Origin of the sequence: Delftia tsuruhatensis (assembly GCF_903815225.1) — a bacterium.
GTDB classification, from domain to species: domain Bacteria; phylum Pseudomonadota; class Gammaproteobacteria; order Burkholderiales; family Burkholderiaceae_C; genus Comamonas; species Comamonas tsuruhatensis_A.
In genome coordinates this window covers 4941564-4963297 of the sequence record NZ_LR813084.1, presented here as the reverse complement: position 1 = coordinate 4963297, position 21734 = coordinate 4941564, and the positions used below count along the sequence as shown (strand labels likewise).

21 protein-coding genes are annotated in these 21734 nt (G+C 69.2%); 10 read left to right on the top strand and 11 right to left on the bottom strand.

Annotated features, from left to right (window positions below; translation table 11 throughout):
- Nucleotides 1–10: 10 nt before the first annotated feature.
- From L1Z78_RS22595 to L1Z78_RS22560, 8 genes are all read right to left on the bottom strand, one after another.
- The gene (locus L1Z78_RS22595) at nucleotides 11–1375 is read right to left on the bottom strand and encodes an LLM class flavin-dependent oxidoreductase (RefSeq protein WP_234638580.1); all 1365 of its coding nucleotides are present in this window, start codon (nucleotides 1373–1375) and stop codon (nucleotides 11–13) included.
- A gap of 23 nt (nucleotides 1376–1398) precedes the next feature.
- Nucleotides 1399–2214, bottom strand: coding sequence for a MetQ/NlpA family ABC transporter substrate-binding protein (locus tag L1Z78_RS22590; protein ID WP_234638579.1), 816 nt, complete (start codon nucleotides 2212–2214; stop codon nucleotides 1399–1401).
- A 31-nt stretch (nucleotides 2215–2245) separates the two neighbouring features.
- Nucleotides 2246–3514 (bottom strand): SfnB family sulfur acquisition oxidoreductase, encoded by a 1269-nt coding sequence (locus L1Z78_RS22585; protein WP_234638578.1) that lies wholly within the window; start codon nucleotides 3512–3514, stop codon nucleotides 2246–2248.
- A gap of 5 nt (nucleotides 3515–3519) precedes the next feature.
- Nucleotides 3520–4803: an SfnB family sulfur acquisition oxidoreductase gene (locus L1Z78_RS22580; protein ID WP_234638577.1), complete on the bottom strand. Its 1284-nt coding sequence runs from the start codon at nucleotides 4801–4803 to the stop codon at nucleotides 3520–3522.
- 74 nt (nucleotides 4804–4877) lie between these two features.
- On the bottom strand, nucleotides 4878–5540 hold the full coding sequence (locus L1Z78_RS22575) for a methionine ABC transporter permease (RefSeq protein ID WP_234638576.1): 663 nt from the start codon (nucleotides 5538–5540) through the stop codon (nucleotides 4878–4880).
- Entirely contained in the window at nucleotides 5512–6672 is a 1161-nt protein-coding gene (locus tag L1Z78_RS22570; protein WP_234638575.1) for a methionine ABC transporter ATP-binding protein, read from the bottom strand. The genes L1Z78_RS22575 and L1Z78_RS22570 overlap by 29 nt, the downstream gene beginning before the upstream one ends.
- A gap of 22 nt (nucleotides 6673–6694) precedes the next feature.
- Nucleotides 6695–7501: a MetQ/NlpA family ABC transporter substrate-binding protein gene (locus L1Z78_RS22565; RefSeq protein ID WP_234638574.1), complete on the bottom strand. Its 807-nt coding sequence runs from the start codon at nucleotides 7499–7501 to the stop codon at nucleotides 6695–6697.
- 48 nt (nucleotides 7502–7549) lie between these two features.
- Nucleotides 7550–8365: a MetQ/NlpA family ABC transporter substrate-binding protein gene (locus L1Z78_RS22560; protein ID WP_234638573.1), complete on the bottom strand. Its 816-nt coding sequence runs from the start codon at nucleotides 8363–8365 to the stop codon at nucleotides 7550–7552.
- Nucleotides 8366–8723: 358 nt separating this feature from the next.
- Here L1Z78_RS22560 and L1Z78_RS22555 point away from each other — a divergent pair, with 358 nt between their 5' ends.
- The 6 genes from L1Z78_RS22555 to cutA all read left to right on the top strand — a co-directional run bounded on the left by L1Z78_RS22555 (nucleotide 8724) and on the right by cutA (nucleotide 13928).
- Nucleotides 8724–9494: an SDR family oxidoreductase gene (locus L1Z78_RS22555; protein ID WP_234638572.1), complete on the top strand. Its 771-nt coding sequence runs from the start codon at nucleotides 8724–8726 to the stop codon at nucleotides 9492–9494.
- 224 nt (nucleotides 9495–9718) lie between these two features.
- Complete coding sequence (locus L1Z78_RS22550) at nucleotides 9719–10954, top strand: dienelactone hydrolase family protein (protein ID WP_234638571.1); 1236 nt, start codon at nucleotides 9719–9721, stop codon at nucleotides 10952–10954.
- A 145-nt stretch (nucleotides 10955–11099) separates the two neighbouring features.
- A complete protein-coding gene (locus L1Z78_RS22545; protein ID WP_234638570.1) occupies nucleotides 11100–11666 on the top strand; it encodes a MarR family winged helix-turn-helix transcriptional regulator in 567 nt (188 codons plus the stop codon).
- A 32-nt stretch (nucleotides 11667–11698) separates the two neighbouring features.
- Nucleotides 11699–12457 carry a class II aldolase/adducin family protein gene (locus tag L1Z78_RS22540; protein ID WP_234638569.1) on the top strand — a complete coding sequence of 253 codons (759 nt, stop codon included), beginning with the start codon at nucleotides 11699–11701 and terminating at the stop codon, nucleotides 12455–12457.
- 18 nt (nucleotides 12458–12475) lie between these two features.
- Nucleotides 12476–13501 carry a 2-dehydropantoate 2-reductase gene (locus L1Z78_RS22535; protein WP_234638568.1) on the top strand — a complete coding sequence of 342 codons (1026 nt, stop codon included), beginning with the start codon at nucleotides 12476–12478 and terminating at the stop codon, nucleotides 13499–13501.
- Nucleotides 13502–13544: 43 nt separating this feature from the next.
- Nucleotides 13545–13928 (top strand): divalent-cation tolerance protein CutA, encoded by a 384-nt coding sequence (gene cutA / locus L1Z78_RS22530; RefSeq protein ID WP_234638567.1) that lies wholly within the window; start codon nucleotides 13545–13547, stop codon nucleotides 13926–13928.
- On the opposite strand, the gene L1Z78_RS22525 is transcribed toward cutA, so the two are convergent.
- Together L1Z78_RS22525 and ftsY are read right to left on the bottom strand one after the other, a co-directional pair.
- Nucleotides 13915–14907, bottom strand: a complete 993-nt coding sequence (locus L1Z78_RS22525) for a Bug family tripartite tricarboxylate transporter substrate binding protein (protein ID WP_234638566.1) — start codon at nucleotides 14905–14907, stop codon at nucleotides 13915–13917. The two genes, cutA and L1Z78_RS22525, sit on opposite strands and share 14 nt — an antisense overlap.
- Before the next feature lie 239 nt (nucleotides 14908–15146).
- Complete coding sequence (ftsY, locus tag L1Z78_RS22520) at nucleotides 15147–16355, bottom strand: signal recognition particle-docking protein FtsY (protein WP_234638565.1); 1209 nt, start codon at nucleotides 16353–16355, stop codon at nucleotides 15147–15149.
- Nucleotides 16356–16383: 28 nt separating this feature from the next.
- Here ftsY and L1Z78_RS22515 point away from each other — a divergent pair, with 28 nt between their 5' ends.
- From L1Z78_RS22515 to coaD, 4 genes are all read left to right on the top strand, one after another.
- Nucleotides 16384–17862, top strand: coding sequence for a M16 family metallopeptidase (locus tag L1Z78_RS22515; RefSeq protein ID WP_234638564.1), 1479 nt, complete (start codon nucleotides 16384–16386; stop codon nucleotides 17860–17862).
- A 25-nt stretch (nucleotides 17863–17887) separates the two neighbouring features.
- Nucleotides 17888–19249: a M16 family metallopeptidase gene (locus tag L1Z78_RS22510; protein ID WP_234638563.1), complete on the top strand. Its 1362-nt coding sequence runs from the start codon at nucleotides 17888–17890 to the stop codon at nucleotides 19247–19249.
- Entirely contained in the window at nucleotides 19246–19953 is a 708-nt protein-coding gene (rsmD, locus tag L1Z78_RS22505; protein ID WP_234638562.1) for a 16S rRNA (guanine(966)-N(2))-methyltransferase RsmD, read from the top strand. Before L1Z78_RS22510 ends, rsmD begins: the two co-directional genes overlap by 4 nt.
- Before the next feature lie 131 nt (nucleotides 19954–20084).
- Complete coding sequence (gene coaD, locus L1Z78_RS22500; protein ID WP_234638561.1) at nucleotides 20085–20585, top strand: pantetheine-phosphate adenylyltransferase; 501 nt, start codon at nucleotides 20085–20087, stop codon at nucleotides 20583–20585.
- Nucleotides 20586–20590: 5 nt separating this feature from the next.
- On the opposite strand, the gene L1Z78_RS22495 is transcribed toward coaD, so the two are convergent.
- Nucleotides 20591–21691, bottom strand: coding sequence for a zinc-binding metallopeptidase family protein (locus L1Z78_RS22495; RefSeq protein ID WP_234638560.1), 1101 nt, complete (start codon nucleotides 21689–21691; stop codon nucleotides 20591–20593).
- Nucleotides 21692–21734: the final 43 nt, after the last annotated feature.

Sequence of the window (21734 nt, the reverse complement as noted above, 5' to 3'; positions counted from 1 at the left end):
GAGGTTCGGGTCAGCGGCGCCAGCGCGCCGCCGCATGGCTGTCCGGCAGGCGGTCGCCTCGGCCGAACAGGCGCTGGCGCAGCGTGGCGTCCTCGCCGTGGCCGGTGCGGTAGCGGCCCCGGTTCTGCAGCTCGGGCACGACCAGGGTGGCGAAGTCCTCCCAGGTCTCGGGCACCACGATGCGCGTGAGGTTGAAGCCGTCGATCTCGCCCACGTCGATCCAGCGCTCCAGCGCGTCCGCCACCTGCGACGGGTCGCCCACGATGGTGGTGTAGCGGCTGCCCAGCGAGAACTGCTCCAGCAGCTTGCGCCGCGTGGTCAGGCCCTGCTGGCGCGCGGCCTGGGCGGCCGACTGGATGGCATTGGTGGTGCCGAAGGGGATGGGGTCGTCGAGGCCGTACTTCGCGAAGTCCACGCCCGTGCTGGCGGCGAAGTGGGCCAGGCCTGCCTCGGGGCTGGCATGGGCCAGGTAGTCGGCATGTTTTTCGCGGGCCTCGGCCTCGGTGCGGCCGGGCACGACGGCCACGCCGGCGTAGATCTTGACGTCCTCGGGCCGGCGGCCCGCGTCCACCGCCGCCTGCCGGATCTGGCGCGCGGCCTCGCGCGCGGCCTCGGGCGTGCGCGCGCCGATGAACACGCCTTCGGCATGCCGGCCAGCGAAGCGCAGCCCGCGCTCCGAGGTACCGGCCTGGAACAGCACGGGCGTGCGCTGGGGCGAGGGCGCGCTCATGTGGATGGCGTGGGCGCGGTAGAACGGCCCCTCGTGCGAGACCGCGTGCACCCTGTCCGGCAGGGCGTGGATGCGCCGCGCCTTGTCGGCGATGACGGCGCCCTCCTCCCAGCTGCCTTCCCAGAGCTTGTAGGACAGCTCCAGGAAGTCGTCGGCGCGGTCGTAGCGGCTGTCGTGCTCTGCCAGGCCCTGCTGGCCCAGGCCGCGCGCGCCACTGTCCACATAGCCGGTGACGATGTTCCAGCCGATGCGGCCGTTGGTGAGCTGGTCCAGCGTGCTGACGTCGCGCGCGAAGGTGTAGGGGTTGTGCGCGCCCACGGTGGCGGTGACGCCGAAGCCGATGTGCCTGGTGACCGCCGCCATGGCCGAGACCAGCAGCCAGGGGTTGTTGACGGGCAGCTGTATGCCTTCGCGCAGGGTCAGGTCCACGCCGCCCTGGTAGACGTCGTAGTAGCCGACCACGTCGGCGATGAAGATGCCGTCGAACAGGCCGCGCTCCAGCACCTGGGCAATATCGGTCCAGTACTTGAGCGTGCCGTATTCGGTGGAGCGGTCGCGGGGATGGGTCCACAGGCCGTGGTGTATGTGGCCCACGCAGTTCATGTTGAACGCGTTGACGTGGATGTGGCGCCGGGGCTGGGTCATGGCGGATCCTGCTGCCTTGTCGTTCACTTCTTCAGCCAGGCCAGGCGGTAGAGCTTCTGGTCGTTGAGGTAGAAGGCGTGGATGGTCTTTCGCACCACGTCGGAGTTGCGGTAGATCTCCAGGAAGCGGGCGATGCGCGGGTCGGCCGCGCGGTCGCTGCGGGCCACGAACTGGATGGCCCAGGAGTCATCCTCGTAGCTGGTGTAGGCCAGGCCCTTGCTGGCATCGAAGGCCTTGGAGGCGATGATGAAATACGGAAAGCCCTGGGCCAGGTCCACGTCGGGCGTGGTGCGTGCCAGCTGCGGGCCTTCGATTTCCACGAACTGCAGCTTCTTGGGGTTGGAGACGATGTCCGCCTGGGTGCCCAGCAGCCCGGTATCGGGGCGCAGCGTGATCAGGCCCGCATGCTGCAGCAGACGCAGCCCGCGCCCCACGTTCACGGGGTCGCTGGCGATGGCCACCCTGGCGCCCTGGGGCAGATCGGCCAGGGATTTGTACTTGGTGGAGTACAGACCCAGGTAGGACAGGATGCCCGCCTGCACGCTGGTGAACTGGAAGCCCTTGCTGCGCGCGGCATGGGCCAGGTAGTTGCTGTTCTGGTAGTAGTTCAGGTCGATGTCGCCGGCATCCAGCGCGACATTGGGCGTGGCCCAGTCGGTGAACTCCACCACCTGAACGTCCAGGCCCTGCTTCCTGGCCTCCCTGGCGGCGGCTTCCACCGAGTCGGCAAAGATGCCCGGCACCACGCCGATCTTCAGGGGCGCGGCCAAGGCGGCGCCGGCCAGCAGCGCGGAGCCCATGAGTGCGGCCAGCTTCAGCCAGAGCTTGTTGGGGGACATGTGCATTCCATTCCTGTGTCGTTGAAAGATGTCAGAGGGCGCCGTGGCGCGGAGGGCGGATGCCGTTGAGCACGTAGTTGCCCACGGCGTGGTATTTCCAGCGCACGGGGTCGTGCAGCGTGTGCACGCGGGCGTTGCGCCAGAAGCGGTCCAGGCCCTGGCCGGCCAGGGTCGATGCCGTGCCCGCCAGCTCGAACAGCTTGCTGCCGGCCAGCAGGCTGGCGCTGGTGCTCAGCGCCTTGGCCTGCGCCACGGCGACCGAGGCGGCGGCCACGCTGTCGTCCGTGGGCGCACGCTGCGCGGCGTCCACGGCCAGGGCGGCGCGCCCCACCAGGGCGTCGGCGGCGCGCAGGCGCACATGGACATTGCCCAGCTGCTGCAGCAGCAGCGGGTCCTGCGCGGCGCTGGCCACGCCCGAGTCCACCCAGGGCCGGGCGTGTTCGCGGATGAAGGGCAGGGCGGCCTGCAGGGCGCCATGGCCTATGCCCGCATCCAGCGCCGCATGGATGATCTGGGCGAAGGGGCCGATGGTGGTGGGGCGCTCGAACGAACTCGTGAAGGGCACGACCCACTCGGGCTCCACGCGCACGCGCTCGAACTGCACCGAGCCGCTGCCGGTCACGCGCTGGCCGAAGCCGTCCCAGTCGTCGGTGACGGTGACACCGGGCGCATCGCGCGGGATGAACACCAGGGACATGCGTTCGCCGCCATCCTCCTGCGCGCTGGCCAGGGTCGGAATCCAGTGCGCGAACAGGGCACCCGTGCAATAGAACTTGCTGCCCTGCACGAACCATCCGGCGCTCTCGCGCAGCAGCTGCGTGCGGCGCCTGAAGTCGCGGTGGCCGATCTCGGCCAGCGCATTGCCCAGGCGTTCGCCGCGCAGCACGCGGTCATAGAAGAAGGCCTTTTGCGCAGGCGACCCGCCCACGCGCAGCACTTCCAGCGCGTAGTAGTGGTTCTGCGGGATGTGGCCGAGGTTGCCGTCGGCCGCCGCGATCAGGCCCACGGCCTGGGTCAGCGTGCCCGTGGACACGCCCGCGCCGCCGTACTCCTGCGGGATGGTGATGCCCCACAGGCCGCTGTGGCTGAACTGTTCGACCTCGCGCCAGGGCAGCAGGCGGTCGCGGTCGCGTTGCAGGGCGCCGGGGGCGACCAGGGCGGCGAAGGAGCGTGCCGCCTCCAGCGCCTCGGCTTCATTGCGGATGATGTGGGCGGGCTGTGCGGGAAGCGGTGCAGGCTGGGGCCGGCCACCCGGTGTGCAGGCCAGGGCCCGCAGTTCCTGGGTCGATGTCTGTGTCATGGGGTTCAGTTCCACTGGTGGCGGCGCGGCAAGGCGCCATTGAGCAGGTAGTTGCCCAGCAGGTGGTACTTCCAGCGCACGGGGTCGTGCAGCGTGTGCACGCGGGCGTTGCGCCAGTGGCGGTCCAGGTTGTGGGCGGCGCGGCTGGCCGAGGAGCCCGCCAGCGCGAGCAGGTGCTCGCCGGCCTGCAACGCGGCCTCGGTGGTGAGGATCTTGGCCTCGGCCACGGCCACCGAGCCCCGGGCGCTGGCCTGCTCGTCCACGGGCCCATCGGCCAGCACGTCCAGCGTGCGTGCGGCCTCCAGCAGCACGGCATGGGCCGCGTCCACCTCGATCTGCAACTGGCCGACCTCGTGGATGACGTAGGGATCGTCGCTGGCGCGCTGCACGCCCGAGTCCATCCAGGGCCGGCTTTTCTCGCGCACGAAGGCCAGCGCGTCGCGCAGCGCGCCCTGGGCGATGCCGGCGTCGATGGAGGCCTGGATGAGCTGCGACACCGGGCCCGACAGCGAGGGCGTTCCCTCGAACCGCCAGGCGTCAACGACATCGTCCTCGCCCAGGCGCACGTTCTCCAGCCGCACGCTGCCGCTGGCCGTGGTGCGCTGGCCGAAGGAGTCCCAGTCGTCGAAGACCGTCACGCCCGGGGCGTCGCGCCGCACCCAGGCCTGGACGATGCGGCCCGCCTCGTCCTGGGCGCGGAAGGGCACCCAGTGCGCGAAGGCCGAGCCGGTGGAGTAAAAGCGCGTGCCGCTGACGCGCAGGCCGCCCTCGGCATCGCGCGACAGGCGGGCCGTGGCCTGCAGCACATGGGCCGCGCGGCCCTTGCGCTCGGGGCCGGCATTGCCCAGGCGGTGGCCGGCCAGCACGTCGGCGAACCAGCGCCGCTGCTGGGCTTCGCTGCCCATGTCGCGCAGGTTCTGCAGTACGGCGAAATGGTTCTGCGGGATCTGGCCCAGCGAAGGGTCGGCCGCGCACAGGGTCACGAAGACCTGGGACAGCGTCTCGTACGAGGCCCCCAGCCCGCCATGGGCGCGGGGCACGGTGATGGCGCCCAGTCCGCTGGCGGTGAAGCGCTCGATCTCGTCCCAGGGCAGGCGGCGTTCGCGGTCGCGGTCGGCCGCGTCCAGGCGCCATGCGTCGGCCAGGGCCTGCGCGGCTTCAAGGGCCTCGGCCTCGCTGGCGATGCGGCGGGCAGGCGTGGGGGGCAGGGGCAGGCGCGTCAGCGCCCCGTCCTGCCGGTAGTGTGTCGAGCCGGGCAAGGCTGTGCCCTGGACATCCGGTGTGGTCATTCCGTGCCTCGTTCTGGAGTCGATGGGGAAGGCGGGGCCGGGGTGGCCCCTGCAAGAGAGTGCGGCGTGCGGCCTCAGCGGCTGCGCAGGCGGCGCACGTAGCCGTCGCCCAGGACCTGGACCACGGTGACGAGCACGATGAGCACGGCGATCACCAGCAGCATCACCTGGGTGTCGAAGCGCTGGTAGCCGTAGCGGATGGCCAGGTCGCCCAGGCCGCCCGCGCCCACGGCGCCGGCCATGGCCGAGGAGCTGATCAGCGCCACCAGGGTGATGGTGAAGCCGCCGATGATGCCGGGCAGGGCCTCGGGCAGGTAGACGTGGCGCACGATGTCCCACTTCCTGCAGCCCATGGCCTGCGCCGCCTCGATCAGGCCGGGATCGACCTCGCGCAGGCTGACCTCGACGATGCGCGCGAAGAACGGGGTGGCGCTGATGGCCAGCGGCACGATGGCCGCCCACACGCCGATGGTGGTACCGGCCACCAGGCGCGTGAACGGGATCAGGGCCACCAGCAGCACGATGAAGGGCGTGGCCCGGAAACCGTTGATCACGCTGCCCACCGCGCGGTTGACGCGCGGCGAGGCCAGGAAGCCCCCGGGCGCCGTGACGATGAGCAGCACGGCCAGCGGAATGCCGACGGCGAAGGCGATGCCGCCGGAGACACCAACCATCATCAGCGTGTCGGCCAGCGCGTTCCAGTAGCGCTCAATGGGAATGGACAGATTCAGCGACATATCCGAGATCCTTGATGTCATGCGCAATGGCCGCGGGCCCCTGCGTCAGCGTGTTCCAGTCATGGGAGGCCGTGCCGCCTTGCAGCGCGATCAGCAACTGCCCCTGGGCATGGCCCTGGATGCGGTCGATGCCGCCGTGCACCAGGCGCACCGTGCCGCCCAGGGCCTGGGCGATGCGCGGGAAGTCGGGCTCCAGGCCGTTCTCGCCCCGGTAGGTCAGCTGCAGGATGCGTTCATGGCAGCCCGCCGGCGGCTCGGGCCGCAGGCGCTGGCGCAGGTCGTCGGGCAGGCCGTGCTGCAGGGGCGCCAGCAGCGCGCGCGTGGCCGGGTGCTGCGGATGGCCGAAGACCTTCCAGACCTCGCCCAGCTCGGCGATGCGGCCCTGCTCCAGCACCAGCACGCGGTCGGCGATCTCGCGGATCACGCTCATCTCGTGCGTGATCAGCACGATGGTGATGCCCAGCTGGCGGTTGATGTCGCGCAGCAGCTCCAGGATGGACTGCGTGGTCTCGGGGTCCAGGGCCGAGGTGGCCTCGTCGCACAGCAGGATCTCGGGATCGGTGGCCAGGGCCCGCGCAATGCCCACGCGCTGCTTTTGCCCGCCCGACAGGCGGCTGGGGTAGGTGGCGGCCTTGTCCTGCAGGCCCACCAGGGCCAGCAGTTCCCTGACGCGCGCATCGATGCGGGACCGGGGCAGCCCCGCCACCTGCAGCGGCAGGGCCACGTTGTCATGGACCGTCTTGGCCGACAGCAGGTTGAAGTGCTGGAAGATCATGCCGATGCGCCGGCGCAGCTGCACCAGCTGGGCCTCGCCCAGCGTGGCGATGTCCACGCCGTCGACCAGGACCTGGCCGCTGGTGGGCTGCTCCAGCCGGTTGATGGTGCGCAGCAGGCTGGACTTGCCCGCGCCGCTGCGTCCGATGATGCCGAAGATGCTGCCCGGCGCGATCTCCAGGCTGATCGCGTCCAGCGCCTGCACCGGCCCGGCCGAGGACTGGTAGGTCTTGCCCACGCCGCTGAAGGCCACGGCCCCCGGCCCGCGGGCGGCCGCTGCCTGCGCGGGTGCGGCCTGTGCGGCCTGCGGGGCCGGCGCGCCCGTCAGGGGCTGTCTGGCTGCAATGCTGATGGCCATGCGCTCATCCTCCTTGCGCGGCTCAGGGCTTGACCCAGGCCAGGTTGTACAGGCGCTTGTCGTTGGAGAAGGCGCGCAGGGCCTCGGCCTTCACGGCCTCGGAGTTCTGGTAGATGCGGATGAACTTCTGCACCACGGGGTCCTGCGTGCGGCCGGCCTTGACCACGAACTGGATGGAAAAGCGCGCATCCTCGATGCCCGAATAGGCGAGCCCGCTGGAGGGATCGAAGGCCTTGGCCGCCACGATGAAGTGCGGGTAGCCCTGGGCGAGATCCACGTCGCCCGTGATGCGCACCAGCTGCGGCCCCTCGACCTCGACGAAGCTGAGCTTCTTGGGGTTCTCGACGATGTCGTCCAGGCTGCCCAGATAGCCCACGCCGGGCTTGAGCTTGATCAGTCCCACCTTCTGCAGCAAGAGCAGGCCGCGCCCCTGGTTCACGGGGTCGTTGGCAATGCCCACCTTGCCGCCCTGCGGTACCTGGGCGATGGCCTTGTGCCTGAGCGAGTACAGGCCCACGTTGGCCAGGATGCCCGTGCCCGCGCTGGCCAGCTTGTAGCCGTTCTTCTGGATGGCGTTGTCCAGGAAGGGCTGGTGCTGGAAGTAGTTGATGTCCAGGTCACCCGAGTCCACGGCCACATTGGGCGTGGTCCAGTCGGTGAATTCCACCACCTGCACATCGATGCCCTGGGCCTTGGCCTCCCTGGCGGCCACGGCCACCGAGTCGGCATAGGCGCCGGGCACCACGCCGATGCGCAGCTTGTCGGCGGCGTGGGCGGAGAACAGGGCCAGGGCGGCCAGCGGGGCGATCAGGACACGGGAAAGCTTCATCGGGATCTCCGGAAAGAAAGGGTTCGAAAAAGGCAGGGAAGTGCTGCGTCACGGCTTGCGCCAGGGCAGGCTGTACAGCCTGTCGTTGGCAGCGAAGGACTTGTGGATCTGGGCCTGGACGGCGCCCGAGGTCTGGTAGATGCGCACGAACTGCGCAATGCGCGGGTCCCGGGCGTTGTCCTGGCGCGAGACAAAGCGGATGGCGTAGTACAGGTCGTCAATGCCCGAATACAGCAGCGCATTGCCGGCCACCTGCGGCCGCCCGGCGTTGACGAAGTGGGCCGGGTAGCCCTGGGCCAGGTCCACGTCGTCCAGCGCGCGCACCAGTTGCGGTCCCTCGATCTCTACAAAGCGCAGCCTGCGCGGATTGGCCACGATGTCGTCCAGCCCCGCGCGCGGGCCCTTGCCCTCGCGCAGCTGGATCAGGCCGGCCTTCTCCAGCAGCAGCAGGCCGCGGCCCTGGTTGACGGGGTCGTTGGCCACGCCGACGCGCGCTCCCTCTTTCAGGTCGGCAAAGCGCTGTGTCTTGAGCGAATACAGGCCGATGTTGGGCAGCAGGCCCGTGGCCACGCTGGTGAAGGCATAGCCGCGCTCGCGGATGGCGTTGTCCAGGAAGGCCTGGTGCTGGAAGTAGTTGAGGTCGATGTCGCCGGCCGCCAGCGCCGTGTTGGGCGTGGTCCAGTCGGTGAACTCGATGACCTGTACGTCCAGGCCCTGGGAGCGCGCCTCCTTGGCGGCGACCTCGACGGAGTCGGCCAGCGAGCCGGGCGTGACGCCGATCTTCAGTGTGGCGGCGGCCGCGATCCCCGGCAGCGCCAGCGTGGCGGCGAGTGACCAGAGCAATGTGTTTCTGCGCGTGGGCATGGCGTGGTTCCTTCAGCAGACCCTGCCCGGCGGCGCCCACATGGCGCCTGCCGGCATGGCCTCTGAAGGCATTGCAACACCCGGCCCGGGCGCGCACCACGACGGAATTCACATTTCCTTATAGCGACTGTGAAGCGCTGCAAGGCCTTGTTTTGAAAGACTTTCCATGCCGCCTGCGCTTGAGCTTATTGCCGCAAGAGCTATGGATGGCTGCTGGTTGTGCGGCGGTGCAGCAATCGCCGTGGGCGACAGTCCACGCCCGCACTGCGCCATCGCCGTGGGGGACAATGCAGCGGCGCCGCCCGCCACCGGTGCGCGGGCGGCGGCTGCAATACATGCACTACAGGATGGACAAGCAATGGAGATGAAGAACGCAAAGACGGCCGTGGTCACGGGCGGGGGCACGGGCGTGGGCAAGGCCGTGGCGCTTGCCCTGGCAGGCGCGGGCTACCAGGTGGTGGTGGCGGGCCGCCGCCAGGCGCCGCTGGACGAGACCTGCGCCGAGGCCCAGGGCAAGTACGGCGCGGGCGAGCGCATGCTGGGCATTGCCACCGATGTCAGCGACCCGGTGGCCGTGGAGCAGCTGTTCGCACGCACGGTGCAGCGCTTCGGGCGCGTGGACCTGCTGTTCAACAACGCCGGCCGGGGCAATCCGCCCGGCTCCTTCCTGGACTGGACGCCCGAGCAGTGGCGCGAGGTGGTCGATGTCAACCTCAACGGCATGTTCTATTGCCTGCAGCAGGCGTTTCGCACCATGCGCGACCAGTCGCCGCGCGGCGGCCGAATCATCAACAACGGCTCCATCTCCGCGCATGCGCCGCGTCCCAATTCCAGCGCCTACACGGCCACCAAGCATGCCGTCATGGGGCTGACCAAGACCGCTGCGCTCGACGGCCGCGCCTATGACATCGCCGTGGGCCAGATCGACATCGGCAATGCCATGACCGAACTCGCATCGCGCATGGCCAAGGGCGTGCCCCAGGCCAATGGCGAGATCGCGGTGGAGCCGCTGATCGACGCGGATGTGGTGGGCCAGTCCGTGCTTTACATGGCCAGCCTGCCGCTGGAGGCCAATGTGCTGTTCCACACGGTGATGGCCACCAAGATGCCCTTCGTGGGCCGGGGCTGAACTGCGTTCGGGCCTCCAGGCCTGAACCCGGCTTCGCAGGCCCGGACGGGACACGCCCGCGCGGCAGCGGGCCAGTATCCGCTGTCACGGCGGTTTGCACGCCGAACCGGACAAGTCCGGCGGGCTACCATCCGCTGGCGGCGCGCCACCCCGGGTGCGTCTGACGGGGCCATGGAACCCGTGGCACCGCACCTATCCCCACCCTTTGAACCGGAGACAACCCCATGCAGCAGAAAGAACCCCCGGCAGGCCGCCATGTGCGCATAGGCGCGCTGGACGGCAGCGGTAGCTTCAACGCCTACCTGGCCGTGCCGCGCTCGGGCAGCGGCCCCGGCCTGGTGCTGGCGCAGGAGATCTTCGGCGTCAACGCCACCATGCGCGAGGTGGCCGACTACTACGCCGAAGAAGGCTACGTGGTGCTGGTGCCCGACCTGTTCTGGCGCCAGCAGCCCGATGTGGAACTGGGCTACACGCCGGCGGACTGGGAGCGCGCCTTCGGCCTCTACAAGGGATTCGACGAGGCCCTGGGCGTGCAGGACATCCAGGCCTGCCTGAACGCCTTGCGCCAGCGCCCCGAGGTCACGGACGGCAAGGCCGGCGTGCTGGGCTTTTGCCTGGGCGGCAAGCTGGCCTACCTGGCCGCCTGCCGCACCGATGCCGATGCGGTGGTCGGCTACTACGGCGTGGGCATCGAGGCGGCGCTGGACGAGGCCGAGCGCATCCGCTGCCCGCTCACCCTGCATGTGGCCGAGCTCGACGCCTTCTGCCCGCCCGAGGCGCGCCAGCGCATCGTCCAGGCGCTGGGTGGCCGCCCGCGCGTGGCCGTGCACGTCTACCCCGGGGTGGACCACGCCTTCGCGCGCAAGGGCGGCGACCATTTCCACCGCGCCTCGGCCCTGATGGCGCACGAGCGCAGCATTGCCACGCTCAAGTCCGCCATCGGCCCGCATTTCGACCTGGCGGCCCTGTGGGACAAGCACTGCGAGTACGAGTTCGCCACGCGCAACGTGGACGACACCATGGCCACCATGGTGGCCGAGCCCTACGTGAACCACATCCCGACCATGACCGGCGGCGTGGGCTTCAGCAACCTGCACGCCTTCTACACGAACCACTTCGTCAACAGCAATCCGCCCGACACATCGCTGACCCCGATTTCACGCACGGTGGGAGCCTCGCAGGTGGTGGACGAGATGCTGTTCTGCTTTACGCACACCACCGAGATCCCGTGGATGCTGCCCGGCGTGCGGCCCACGGGACGGCGCGTGGAGATCCCGCTGCTGGCCGTGGTCAAGTTCCGGGGCGACAAGCTCTACCACGAGCACATCTACTGGGACCAGGCCAGCGTGCTGGTGCAGGTGGGCCTGCTGGACCCTGCGCTGCTGCCCGTGGCGGGCGTGGAGACGGCCCGCAAGCTGCTGGACGAGACCCTGCCTTCCAACGAACTGCTCAAGCGTTGAGCGCGGCGCGGGTGCATGGGTTTTACCGTGCGCCCGCTGGCGGCCTGCAGGCCGCCAGGGCTCTCAGGGTTGCCACCAATGTTGATATGTCAACATTGGTGGATCATGCGGCCATCGCAATCGCCACTCCGGTTCCCTCGGACCCATGCCCCGCCCACGCACATCCACGATCCCTGCCGCCGATGCCGCCACCGGCCCTGCACCGGACACGCAGGTCTGCAGCCAGACGCTGGCGCTGGAGGACTTTCTGACCTTCCGCCTGGGCGCGCTGTCCAATGCGCTGCAGACCCAGGTAACGCGCCACTACATCGCGCCGGCATCGCCCGTGGGGCTGACCGAGTGGCGGCTCATGGGCCAGATCCAGCGCCATGGTGAACTGCACGCCAGCGCGCTGTCGCGCCTGAGCCTGATGGACAAGGCCCAGATCAGCCGCGCGCTGCAGCCGCTGATCGACCGGGGCTGGGTGCTGCGCCGCGCCGACCCGGAGCACGCGCGCCGCCACCTGCTGCAACTGAGCGAGGCAGGGCAGGCCGTTTTCGACGACGTGCTGGCGCGCGCCCGCCCCTACCAGGCGGCCCTGCTCAATGCGCTGACGGCCGAGGAGCGTGCCCAGCTCGACCGCATCCTCGGCAAGCTGGACCGGGCGTCGCAGGCGCTTGACAAGGGACTGGCCCAGGGTCCGGCCCAGGATCCGGCCTCGGTGCAGCCCTGACTCTTCTCCCTCCACTCCCACGACGACACACCATGAGCACTGCCATGCATCCCGACGAACGCGCCGCCCGCATCGAACTGGCCGCCTGCTACCGCATCTTCGCCATGCTGGGCTGGGACGAGCTGATCTACAACCACATCACGGTGCGCCTGCCCGACAGCGTGACGGGCGGGGAAAAGCAGTTCCTGATCAACCCCTTCGGCCTGCACTACGAAGAGGTCACGGCCAGCAACCTGGTACGCATCAATGTGCGTGGCGAGGTGCTGGACGGCTCGCGGCATCCGGTCAACCCGGCCGGCTTCGTGGTGCATGCGGCCATCCATGACGGACTGCCTGGCGCCCACTGCGTGATGCACACGCACACCACCTCCGGCATGGGCGTGGCCTGCCTGGAGCAGGGCCTGTCGCAAAGCAACTTCTACAGCGCCCAACTGCACGGCATGGTGGCCTACCACGACTTCGAGGGCATCACCATCCATGCCGACGAAGGGCCGCGCCTGCTGGCCAGCATCGGTGACCGCAAGGCCGTGATCCTGCGCAACCACGGCCTGCTCAGCTGGGGCAGCGACCTGCCCCAGGCCTTCGTGGTGCTGTGGACGCTGCAGCGTGCCTGCGACGTGCAGATGGCCACCCTGTCCATGGGTGCGCCGCGCATGGTCTCCGACGCCATGGCCCGGCGCTGCAACGAGGACTCGCTGACCTTCAATGCCAGCCACGGCGGTGCCCGCGATGTGTTCGACCACCTGGTGCGCCGCGTGAACCGGCGCGACAGCAGCTATCTCGATCTTTGAACCCGGAGCTTCCCGCGCATGACCATGGAACAGACAAGCATTTCATTCGACAAGGCCTGCATCTTCGGCGCCGGTGCCATCGGCGGCTGGATGGGCGCGGCCCTGGCCCGCGCCGGCTGCCAGCTCAGCGCCGTGGCGCGCGGCGCCGCGCTGCAGGCGCTGCGCACCCAGGGCCTGACCCTGGTGCACGGCGAGCAGCGCGAGCACTTCGCGCTGCGTGCCGAGCAGGACCCTGCCGCCCTGGGCGTGCAGGACCTGGTCATCATCTCCGTCAAGGCGCCGGGCATGCCCGATGTGGCCGAGCGCATCGCCCCGCTGATCGGCCCGCAGACCGTGGTTCTCACGGCCATGAACGGCGTGCCCTGGTGGTTCCTGCAAGGCGGCGTCGATGCCGCCGTGCGCGGCAGGCAACTGAAGACGGTGGACCCCGAAGGCCGCATTGCGCGCGCCATCCCGCTGGGCCAGGTGCTGGGCTCGGTGGTCCATGCCAGTTGCTCCAACGATGCGCCCGGCGTGGTGCGCCGCCACTTCGGCAACAGCCTCATCCTGGGCGAGCCTCTGGCCGCAGGGCCCGGCCTGCCGCCCACACCGCGCCTGGCGGCACTGGCCCGGCTGCTGCAGCGTGGCGGCATCGAGGCCAAGGTCTCCGACAACATCCAGCGCGACGCCTGGTACAAGCTCTGGGGCAACATGACCGTCAACCCCGTCAGCGCGCTGACGGGCGCCACCTCGGACCGCATCCTGGGCGACGAGCTGGTGCGCGGCCTGATCACGCGCGTGATGCTGGAGGCCAAGGAGATCGGTGCGCGCATCGGCCTGCCCATCGACGAGTCGCCCGAAGACCGCCATGCCGTCACGCTCAAGCTGGGTGCCTTCAAGACATCCATGCTGCAGGACGTGGAGGCCGGCAAGCCGGTGGAACTGGATGCCCTGGTGGGGGCCGTGCGCGAGATCGGCCAGCTCTGCGGCGTGCAGACACCGTTCACCGATGCGCTGCTGGGACTGGCGCGGCTGCAGGCGCGGCAGAAAGGACTGATGCCCTGAAGGCGATACCGCCTGGCCTGGCGCAATCGTAGACTACGCAGCCATGAAGCCCGATGCCTCGAACACCGCCCCATGGTCCACGCTGTGCGTGGTGGCCACCACCGTCCCCAGCGCCGAGGAGGCGGCCGGGCTGGCCCGCAGCCTGGTGCAGCAGCAGGCCGCGGCCTGCGTGCAGGTGGAAGCCATCACCTCGCACTATGTATGGGAGGGCGAGCTGCATGCCACGCCCGAATGGCGGCTGGTCTGCAAGACCCTGCCCGATGTGCTGGGGCGCCTGGCGGGGTTGATCCGTGCCGGCCACAGCTACAGCGTCCCGCAGATCACCATGCGCACCGAGCGCTGCATGGCCGACTACGCGCAGTGGCTGCGCTCGCAGGTGTCGGCGACGGCCCCGGCAGGGGCCGTGCCGCCGGTCACTGCGGCTTGACGTTGGCGGCCTTGATCACGGGGACCCAGGTCGCCGTCTCCTTGCGGATCAGTTCGCCGAAGGCGCTGCCCGTGACGATCCAGGGCTCGATGCCCTGCAGGTCCAGTTGCCGGACCACCGTCGGCCTGCCGAAGATTTCCTGAATATCCTTTTCCAGCTGCCTGAGCACGGCTGGCGGCGTCTTCTTCGGCGCCATCACGCCGTACCAGGAGGAGATGGCGATGCCCGGCACGCCGGCCTCGGCCAGCGTGGGCACCTCGGGCAGATACTTGCTGCGCGCCGGGTCGGTCACGGCCAGCGCGCGCAGCTTGCCCGACTGCACATGTGGCAGCAGGGCGGGCGCATTGCCCACGATCATCGGCACGGTGCCGCCCAGCACGTCGTTGAGGCCGGGGGCGGTTCCCTTGTAGGCCACGTGCAGGATGTCGGCGCCGGTCTGCTGCCTGAACAGCTCGCCGGCCAGGTGCAGGCTGGAGCCCACGCCAGGCGAGGCATAGCTGATGGTGGCCGGCCTGGCCTTGGACAAGGACACCAGCTCCTGCACCGTTTTGGCCGGCACGCCCGGGTGCACGGCAATCACGTTGGCCGCCTTTGCCAGCGACGCCACGGGTGCGAAGTCCGTCTCCACGCTGTAGCCGGGCTTGGCCAGCAGCGTGGGATTGATGGTCAGGTTGCCCTGGGGCACGACCAGCAGCGTATGGCCGTCAGGCGCAGCGCGCTTCACCATGTCGATGCCGATATTGCCGTTGGCGCCGGGCTTGTTCTCCACCACCGAGGTCTGTCTGTGGCGCTCTGCCAATCCCGTGGACAGCAGGCGGGCCAGGGCATCGACGGGCCCGCCCGGCGGGAAGGGCGCGACGATGGTGAAGGGCTTGGCGGCCAGTTGTTGCTGCACGGTGCCATCCTGGGCCAGGGCGGTCTGGCATGCGGCGGCGGCGGCGAGCAGGGCGGCGGTGCCGAGCAGGGTGGGGGCTGTCATGGGGGGAACTCCTGAGAAAGGCGAAGGCAAGTGCAAGCAAGAGAAGTGCCTGCCAGCATCGATTGTTTCTTGTATAAAACAATGTTCTTCTTATAAATCAATGCCGAGCATAAAACCTGTGGCTTGATACGGATCAAGGGAAAACCCTTGCCCTCTGTCCCCCATGCGGCCATGAAAAAAGGAGCGCAGTGCGCTCCTTGGTTCGAAGGGGTGGCTTCGGCCGGGCCCGGTGGCTGCCGTCAGGACAGCAGCGCCTGCGCGAATTCCCGGGCGTTGAAGGTCTCCAGGTCCTCGACCTTCTCGCCCACGCCGATGAAATACACGGGAATCGGTCGCTCCTGGGCAATGGCGGCCAGCACCCCGCCCTTGGCCGTGCCGTCGAGCTTGGTGACGATCAGGCCCGTGAGTTGCAGCGCATCGTCGAAGGCGCGCACCTGGGCCAGCGCGTTCTGGCCGGTGTTGCCGTCGATGACCAGCAGCACCTCGTGGGGCGCCGTCGCGTCGGCCTTGCTGACCACGCGGCGGATCTTCTTGAGCTCTTCCATCAGGTGCAACTGGGTGGGCAGGCGGCCCGCCGTGTCCACCAGCACCACATCCTTCTTGCGGGCGCGGCCGGCGCTGACGGCGTCAAAGCTCACGGCGGCGGGATCGCCGCCCTCCTGGCTGACGATCTCCACGGTGTTGCGATTGGCCCAGACGCCGAGCTGCTCGCGCGCGGCGGCACGGAAGGTGTCGGCCGCGGCCAGCAGCACGCTCTGGCCTTCCTCGGCCAGGTGCCGGGTCAGCTTGCCGATCGAGGTGGTCTTGCCCGCGCCGTTGACGCCGGCGACCATGATCACGGTGGGCTGGTGCTCGCCGATGAGCAGCGACTTTTCCAGCGGGCGCAGCAGGTCGGCCAGGGCATCGGCCAGCAGGGCCTTGACGGCGGCCGGCTCGGTGACCTTGGATTCCTTGACGCGGCGGCGCAGGTCGGCGAGCAGGTGCTCGGTGGCCTTGACGCCGGTGTCGGCCATCAGCAGCGCGTCCTCGAGTTCCTCGTACAGCGCGTCGTTGATCTGGGTGCCGGTGAAGACTGTGGCGATGCTGCTGCCGGTCTTGCGCAGGCCGGCCTTGAGACGCTGCATCCAGCTCTGGCGGCCGGCGCCCTCGGCCTCGGGCTTGGCCGTGGGCTCGGGCGCGGCGACGAAGTCGGACGATGGCGCCGCGGCTTCGGCCGAGGGTGCGCTGGAAGCGGTGGCATCGCCTTTGCCGCCGCCGAAGGGCTTGCGCCACCAGGAGGACGCGCCACCTGCTTCGGCGGCAGCAGCGTCGGCAGCGGGCGGGGCGGAAGCCTTGTCCGGTGCGGGGGGCGTGGGAATGCCGGCCTGGTCGGGCACGGCGCTGCGGTCCGCCGGGGAGATCTCGGCAGCGGACGGGGGGGTGGGCTTTTTCTTGAAAAAACTGAACATCGGCAGGTTCTTAGAATCACAGCATTCTATGAAACATGCACTCACCCTCCTGGGCTTAATGGCCTGCATGGGCACCGGGGCTGCGCTGGCCGCCCCCGATGCATCATCTTCCATCCCTTCATCGCTGTTGCAGACGGTGGCCAACCAGGCCACGGACGGATCGCGCTCCGCCGGCATGGCGCAGCAATTCACCCTCAGGAACGGCATGCGGCTGATCGTGCAGCCGGACCGGCGCGCGCCCACGGCCGTGCACATGGTCTGGGTGCGCGTGGGTGCCATCGACGAGGTCGATGGCACCTCGGGCGTGGCCCATGTGCTCGAGCACATGATGTTCAAGGGTTCGAAGAAGGTGGCACCCGGCGAGTTCTCGCGCCGCGTGGCCGCGCTGGGCGGGCAGGAAAACGCTTTCACCAGCCGCGACTACACAGGCTACTACCAGCAGATTCCCGCCAATCGGCTGGAAGACGTGATGAAGCTCGAATCCGACCGCTTTGCCAACAACCATTGGCCGGACAGCGAGTTCAAGAAGGAAATCGAGGTCGTCAAGGAGGAGCGCCGCATGCGCACCGAGGACCAGCCGCGCGCCATGCTGATGGAGCAACTGATGGCGGCGACCTTCATGGCCTCGCCCTACCATCGGCCCGTGGTCGGCTGGATGAGCGACCTGGATGCCATGACGCCCGATGACGTTCGCGATTTCCACCGCCGCTGGTATGTGCCCGGCAATGCCGCCGTGGTCGTCGCGGGGGATGTGGATGTGGCCAGGGTCCGCGCCTGGGCCGAAAAGTACTACGGAAGCATTCCCGCACGGGCCCTGCCGGCACGCAAGCCGCGCACCGAGCCCGTGCAGATCGGCATGCGCCGCATCGAGGTCAGGCAGCCGGCCGAGCAGGCCCTGGTGGCCCTGGCCTTCCGTGCACCTTCGCTGACACGCGTCAGCGACCTCACGGCCGACGACCGCGATGCGCTGGCGCTGCTGGTGCTCTCGGCCGTGCTCGACGGTTATGACGGCGCGCGCCTGGAGCGTGCCCTGGTGCAGGGCGAAGGCCGTGTGGCGGACGGCGCGGGCAGCTCCATGTCCCTCATGGGGCGCGGCCCCGGCCTGTTCATGCTGACAGGCGTGCCTGCCACGGGCAAGACGGCTGCCGAGGTCGAGGCCGCCTTGCGCGCCGAGGTCGCAAGGGTCGCGAAGGATGGCGTCGAACCTGCCGAACTCGAGCGTGTGAAGACCCAGTGGATGGCCTCCAATATCTATGAGCGCGACTCGGTCATGGGCCAGGCCCAGAGCCTGGGCAGCTACTGGGTCCAGGGCATGCCGCTGGATGCGGAAGACCGCCTGCTGGACCAGTTGCGCACCATCACGTCAGAGGATGTCAGGCGCGTGGCGGCCCGGTATTTCGGCGATGACCAGCTCACCGTGGGCACCCTGGTGCCGCAGCCATTGCCCGAAGGGGGCAAGCCTCGCCGCCCCGATGCCGGCGCAGGCATCAACGGCCCCCTGCATTGATGCGGCCAAGCCCGCTGGAGTGAAGATGAAGAACATGAAAAAGATGGTGGCCAGCTCCGTGCTGGCAAGCGTGGGCCTGGGCTTTGGCGCCACGTCCGCCTGGGCACTGCTGCCGATCCAGCACTGGACCCAGCCCAGCGGGGCGCAGGTCTGGCTGGTGGACAGCCCGGGCATCCCCATGGTCGACGTGCAACTGGACTTCGATGCCGGAAGCCGGCGCGATCCGGCAAGCCAGGCAGGCCTGGCCAGTGCCGTGGCGTTGATGGCGTCCAAGGGCGTCGTGGCCCTGAACGATGCACCCGCGCTCGACGAGAACGGCCTGGGCCAGGCCTGGGCAGATCTGGGGGCCAGCTTTGGCGCCCAGGCCGGCCGCGACAGCTTCAGCTATGGCCTGCGTTCGCTGACCGAGCCTGCCCTGCTGCAGCGCGCCGTGGCCCTGGCGGCACGCCAGATCGCCAGCCCCAGCTGGCCGCAGGATGTGTGGCTGCGTGAGCGCGAGCGCTGGAGCGCTGCCATCAAGGAGGCCGACACGCGGCCCGGCATGGTGGCCGCCAAGGCCCTGAGCCAGGGCGTGTTCGGATCCCACCCCTACGGTGCGCGCGCCACGGGCGAGAGCCTGTCGCGTATCGACCTGTCAGACATGCAGTCCTTCCATCGCCGCCTGATCGCCGCCTGCCGCGCCAAGGTCAGCGTCGTCGGCGCGGTCAGCCGCGAGCAGGCCGACCAGCTGGTGCAGCAGTTGCTGGCACCGCTGCAGGCAGCGCAGGGGCAGGACGCCAGCGTCTGTGCGCCCCAGCCGGAGGTGCCCAGGGTGCAGGCTCTCAAGGCGCCGGTCACGGAGAATATCCCCTTCGCCTCGGCCCAGGCCCAGGTGCTGATCGCGCAGCCGGGCATTGCGCGCAACAGTCCGGACTTCATGGCCGTGCTCGTGGGCAACCATATCCTGGGCGGCGGCGGCTTCACCTCGCGGCTGACCGAGGAGGTGCGTGAAAAGCGCGGCCTGAGCTACAGCGTCTACAGCGACTTCTCCCCGGGCCTGGACGCGGGGGCCTTCACCATCGGCCTGCAGACGCGCCCCGACCAGGCGGCGGAGGCCCTGAAGGTTTCGCAGGAAACGCTGCGCCGCTTCGTGGCCGAAGGACCGACCGACAAGGAACTGAAGGCCGCCAAGGACAACCTGATCGGTGGCTTCGCCCTGCGCATCGACAGCAACCGCAAGTTGCTGGGCAATGTGGCCAACATCGCCTGGAACGGCCTGCCGCTGGACTACCTGGAGCATTGGACCGAGCGCGTGCAGGCGCTGACGGTGCGTGATGTGCGCGAGGCCATGCAGCGCATGCTGCAGCCCGAGCGCATGGTGACCGTCGTCGTGGGAGGACAGCCATGAGCCGCAACAGCATCAAGCTGCATACGCCCGCCGGCAAGCGCTGGCTGGAAAAGGCCACGGCCGAGGCCGCGGCGCCCAAGGCGCCTGCGGCAGTGCCTGCCGTGAAGACGAAAGCCGGCAAGCCGGCTTCTTCGGGCGCGGGCGAGGTCCGCATCATCGGCGGCCAGTGGCGCCGCACGCGGCTGCCCGTGGCGCAGCACCCGGGCCTGCGGCCCACGCCCGACCGTGTGCGCGAGACCCTGTTCAACTGGCTGGGCCAGGACCTGACGGGCTGGCACTGCCTGGATGCCTTCGCAGGCACGGGAGCCCTGGGCTTCGAGGCTGCATCGCGCGGCGCGGCCAGCGTGCTGATGAACGAGCAGGATGGCGCCCTGGTCCTGCAGTTGCAGCGCCTGCGAGAGCGTCTGGGTGCCCAGGCCGTGCGCGTGCTGCGCGGCGATGGCCTGGGGTGCCTGCGCCAGGTGGCGCCGGGCACGCTGGACCTGGTGCTGATCGATCCCCCGTTCGACCGTGCCGACCTGTTCGAGCCGGCGCTCAAGGCCGCCGCGCAGGCCGTGTCGGCCCTGGGCTATGTCTACCTGGAGGCGCCCCGGGCCTGGAGCGAGGAGCAGCTGGCACAGGCTGGAGGACTGGGGCTGCACCGCCATCTCAAGGCCGGTGCCGTCCACGCCCACCTGCTGCGCAGGGCATCGCTGGACGAGTGAGGCCGTCCACGGCAGCCGTGCCCAGGCCGGTGGCACGGCTGTCGCGCAGCCGACCGGCCATGTTGCAGTGCAATGCATAATGCGCCATCCGTGCCGGACCAGGGCACGCGCAGCCAAGGAGAGCCACCGCCATGAGCCAGGACGTGATTGCCGTCTATCCCGGAACCTTCGATCCGATCACACTGGGTCACGAGGATGTGGTGCGCCGTGCGACCCAGCTGTTCAGCCATGTCATCGTGGCCGTGGCGGCCGGGCACCACAAGAAGACCATGTTCAACCTGGAAGAGCGCATGGAGATGGTGCGCGAGGCCGTGTCCATCTATCCCCATGTGCAGGTCGAGAGCTTCCATGGCCTGCTGCGCGACTTCGTGGTGGCCCGCGGCGGCAAGGCCATGGTGCGCGGCCTGCGCGCCGTCACCGACTTCGACTACGAGTTTCAACTCGCGGGCATGAACCGCACCCTGATGCCCGAGGTGGAGACCGTGTTTCTCACGCCCAGCGACCGCTACCAGTTCATCAGCAGCACCTTCGTGCGCGAGATCGCCACGCTGGACGGCGAGGTCGACAAGTTCGTCTCGCCCGGCGTGCACGCGCGGCTGCTGCAGAAGGTGCAGGCCAACCGCACGCCCTGAGCGTCTCAGGCGCGGCGTCCCGCTGCCCCGGCCTGAACGGACAGATAGATGAATTCCAGCTTGCGCCGTGCGCCCGCAGAGAGCGCGAACGGATAGGCGTCCTCCTGGCCCAGGCTGCGGCTGAGGCTGTTGGTCAGCAGTGTCAGCGGCACCCATTGGTCCAGCATGGTGTCGAAGTCGGGCGCCGGGTCCGCAAACGGGTCCTGTACCCGCAGGGCGGGCGGGGTTGCGCTACCTGCCGGCACGGCGATGCAGGTGCCGTAGCTGGCGGCAGTCTCCAGCAGGTCGACCATGTGCAGGTAGTGGGCCCAGCTCTCCGCCCAGTCCTCCCAGGGATGCGCCGTCGCATAGGCGCTGACGAAGCTGTCACGCCACTGGTTGTCCATGGGGTCGCGGGCATAGTAGTCCTGCAGCGCCTGAGCATAGTCCTGGCGCTCGTCGCCGAACAGCGTGCGGAATTCGTCGATCCGGCCTGTTCCCACCACCAGCCGTTCCCAGAAGAAATGCCCGGATTCATGGCGCAGATGTCCGAGCAGGGTGCGGTAGGGCTCGTGCAGGGCCTGGCGCCGGCGGGCGCGCTCGGCGTCGTCGGCCTCGACCACGTTCAGCGTGATGGTGCCATTGGCGTGGCCCGTCATCACCGGCGTCTGTCCAGGCAGATCGGCTAGCAGTTCGAAGCGCGGCCCCTCCTCGCCAGGCCGCGGCGCCAGGCCGAGCCGGGCCAGCGTGTAGAACAGCTGGCGCTTGGCGGACTCGATCCGCGTCCAGCGCAGCGCGTTGGAGGGGTCGGACAGATCCGGCAGCCAGCGTGTCTGGCGGCACGATTCACACAGCGCATGGGGATCATCGGCTGGCAGTGCGAAGTTGCACTGTCCGATCGGACCGCGGTGGCTGCACATCTTGTAGAGCCTGGCCGGTGCGGCGGCCGCGCGTGCCGGCGAAGGCAAGGTCTCCCACAGCGTGTCCGCATGCGGATGGGGCGCGGGTCTCAGGCAGGCCACCTGCAGGTGTTGGGGCAGAAAGGCCAGGAAGGCTCCGCAGTGCACGCATTGCACACTGTCGAAGAAGACAGGATGGCCGCAGGCATCACAGTTGAAGACACGCATGGCAGGGACTTTACGCGGTATGTCGGCAAGCGGGGAGCGCCAA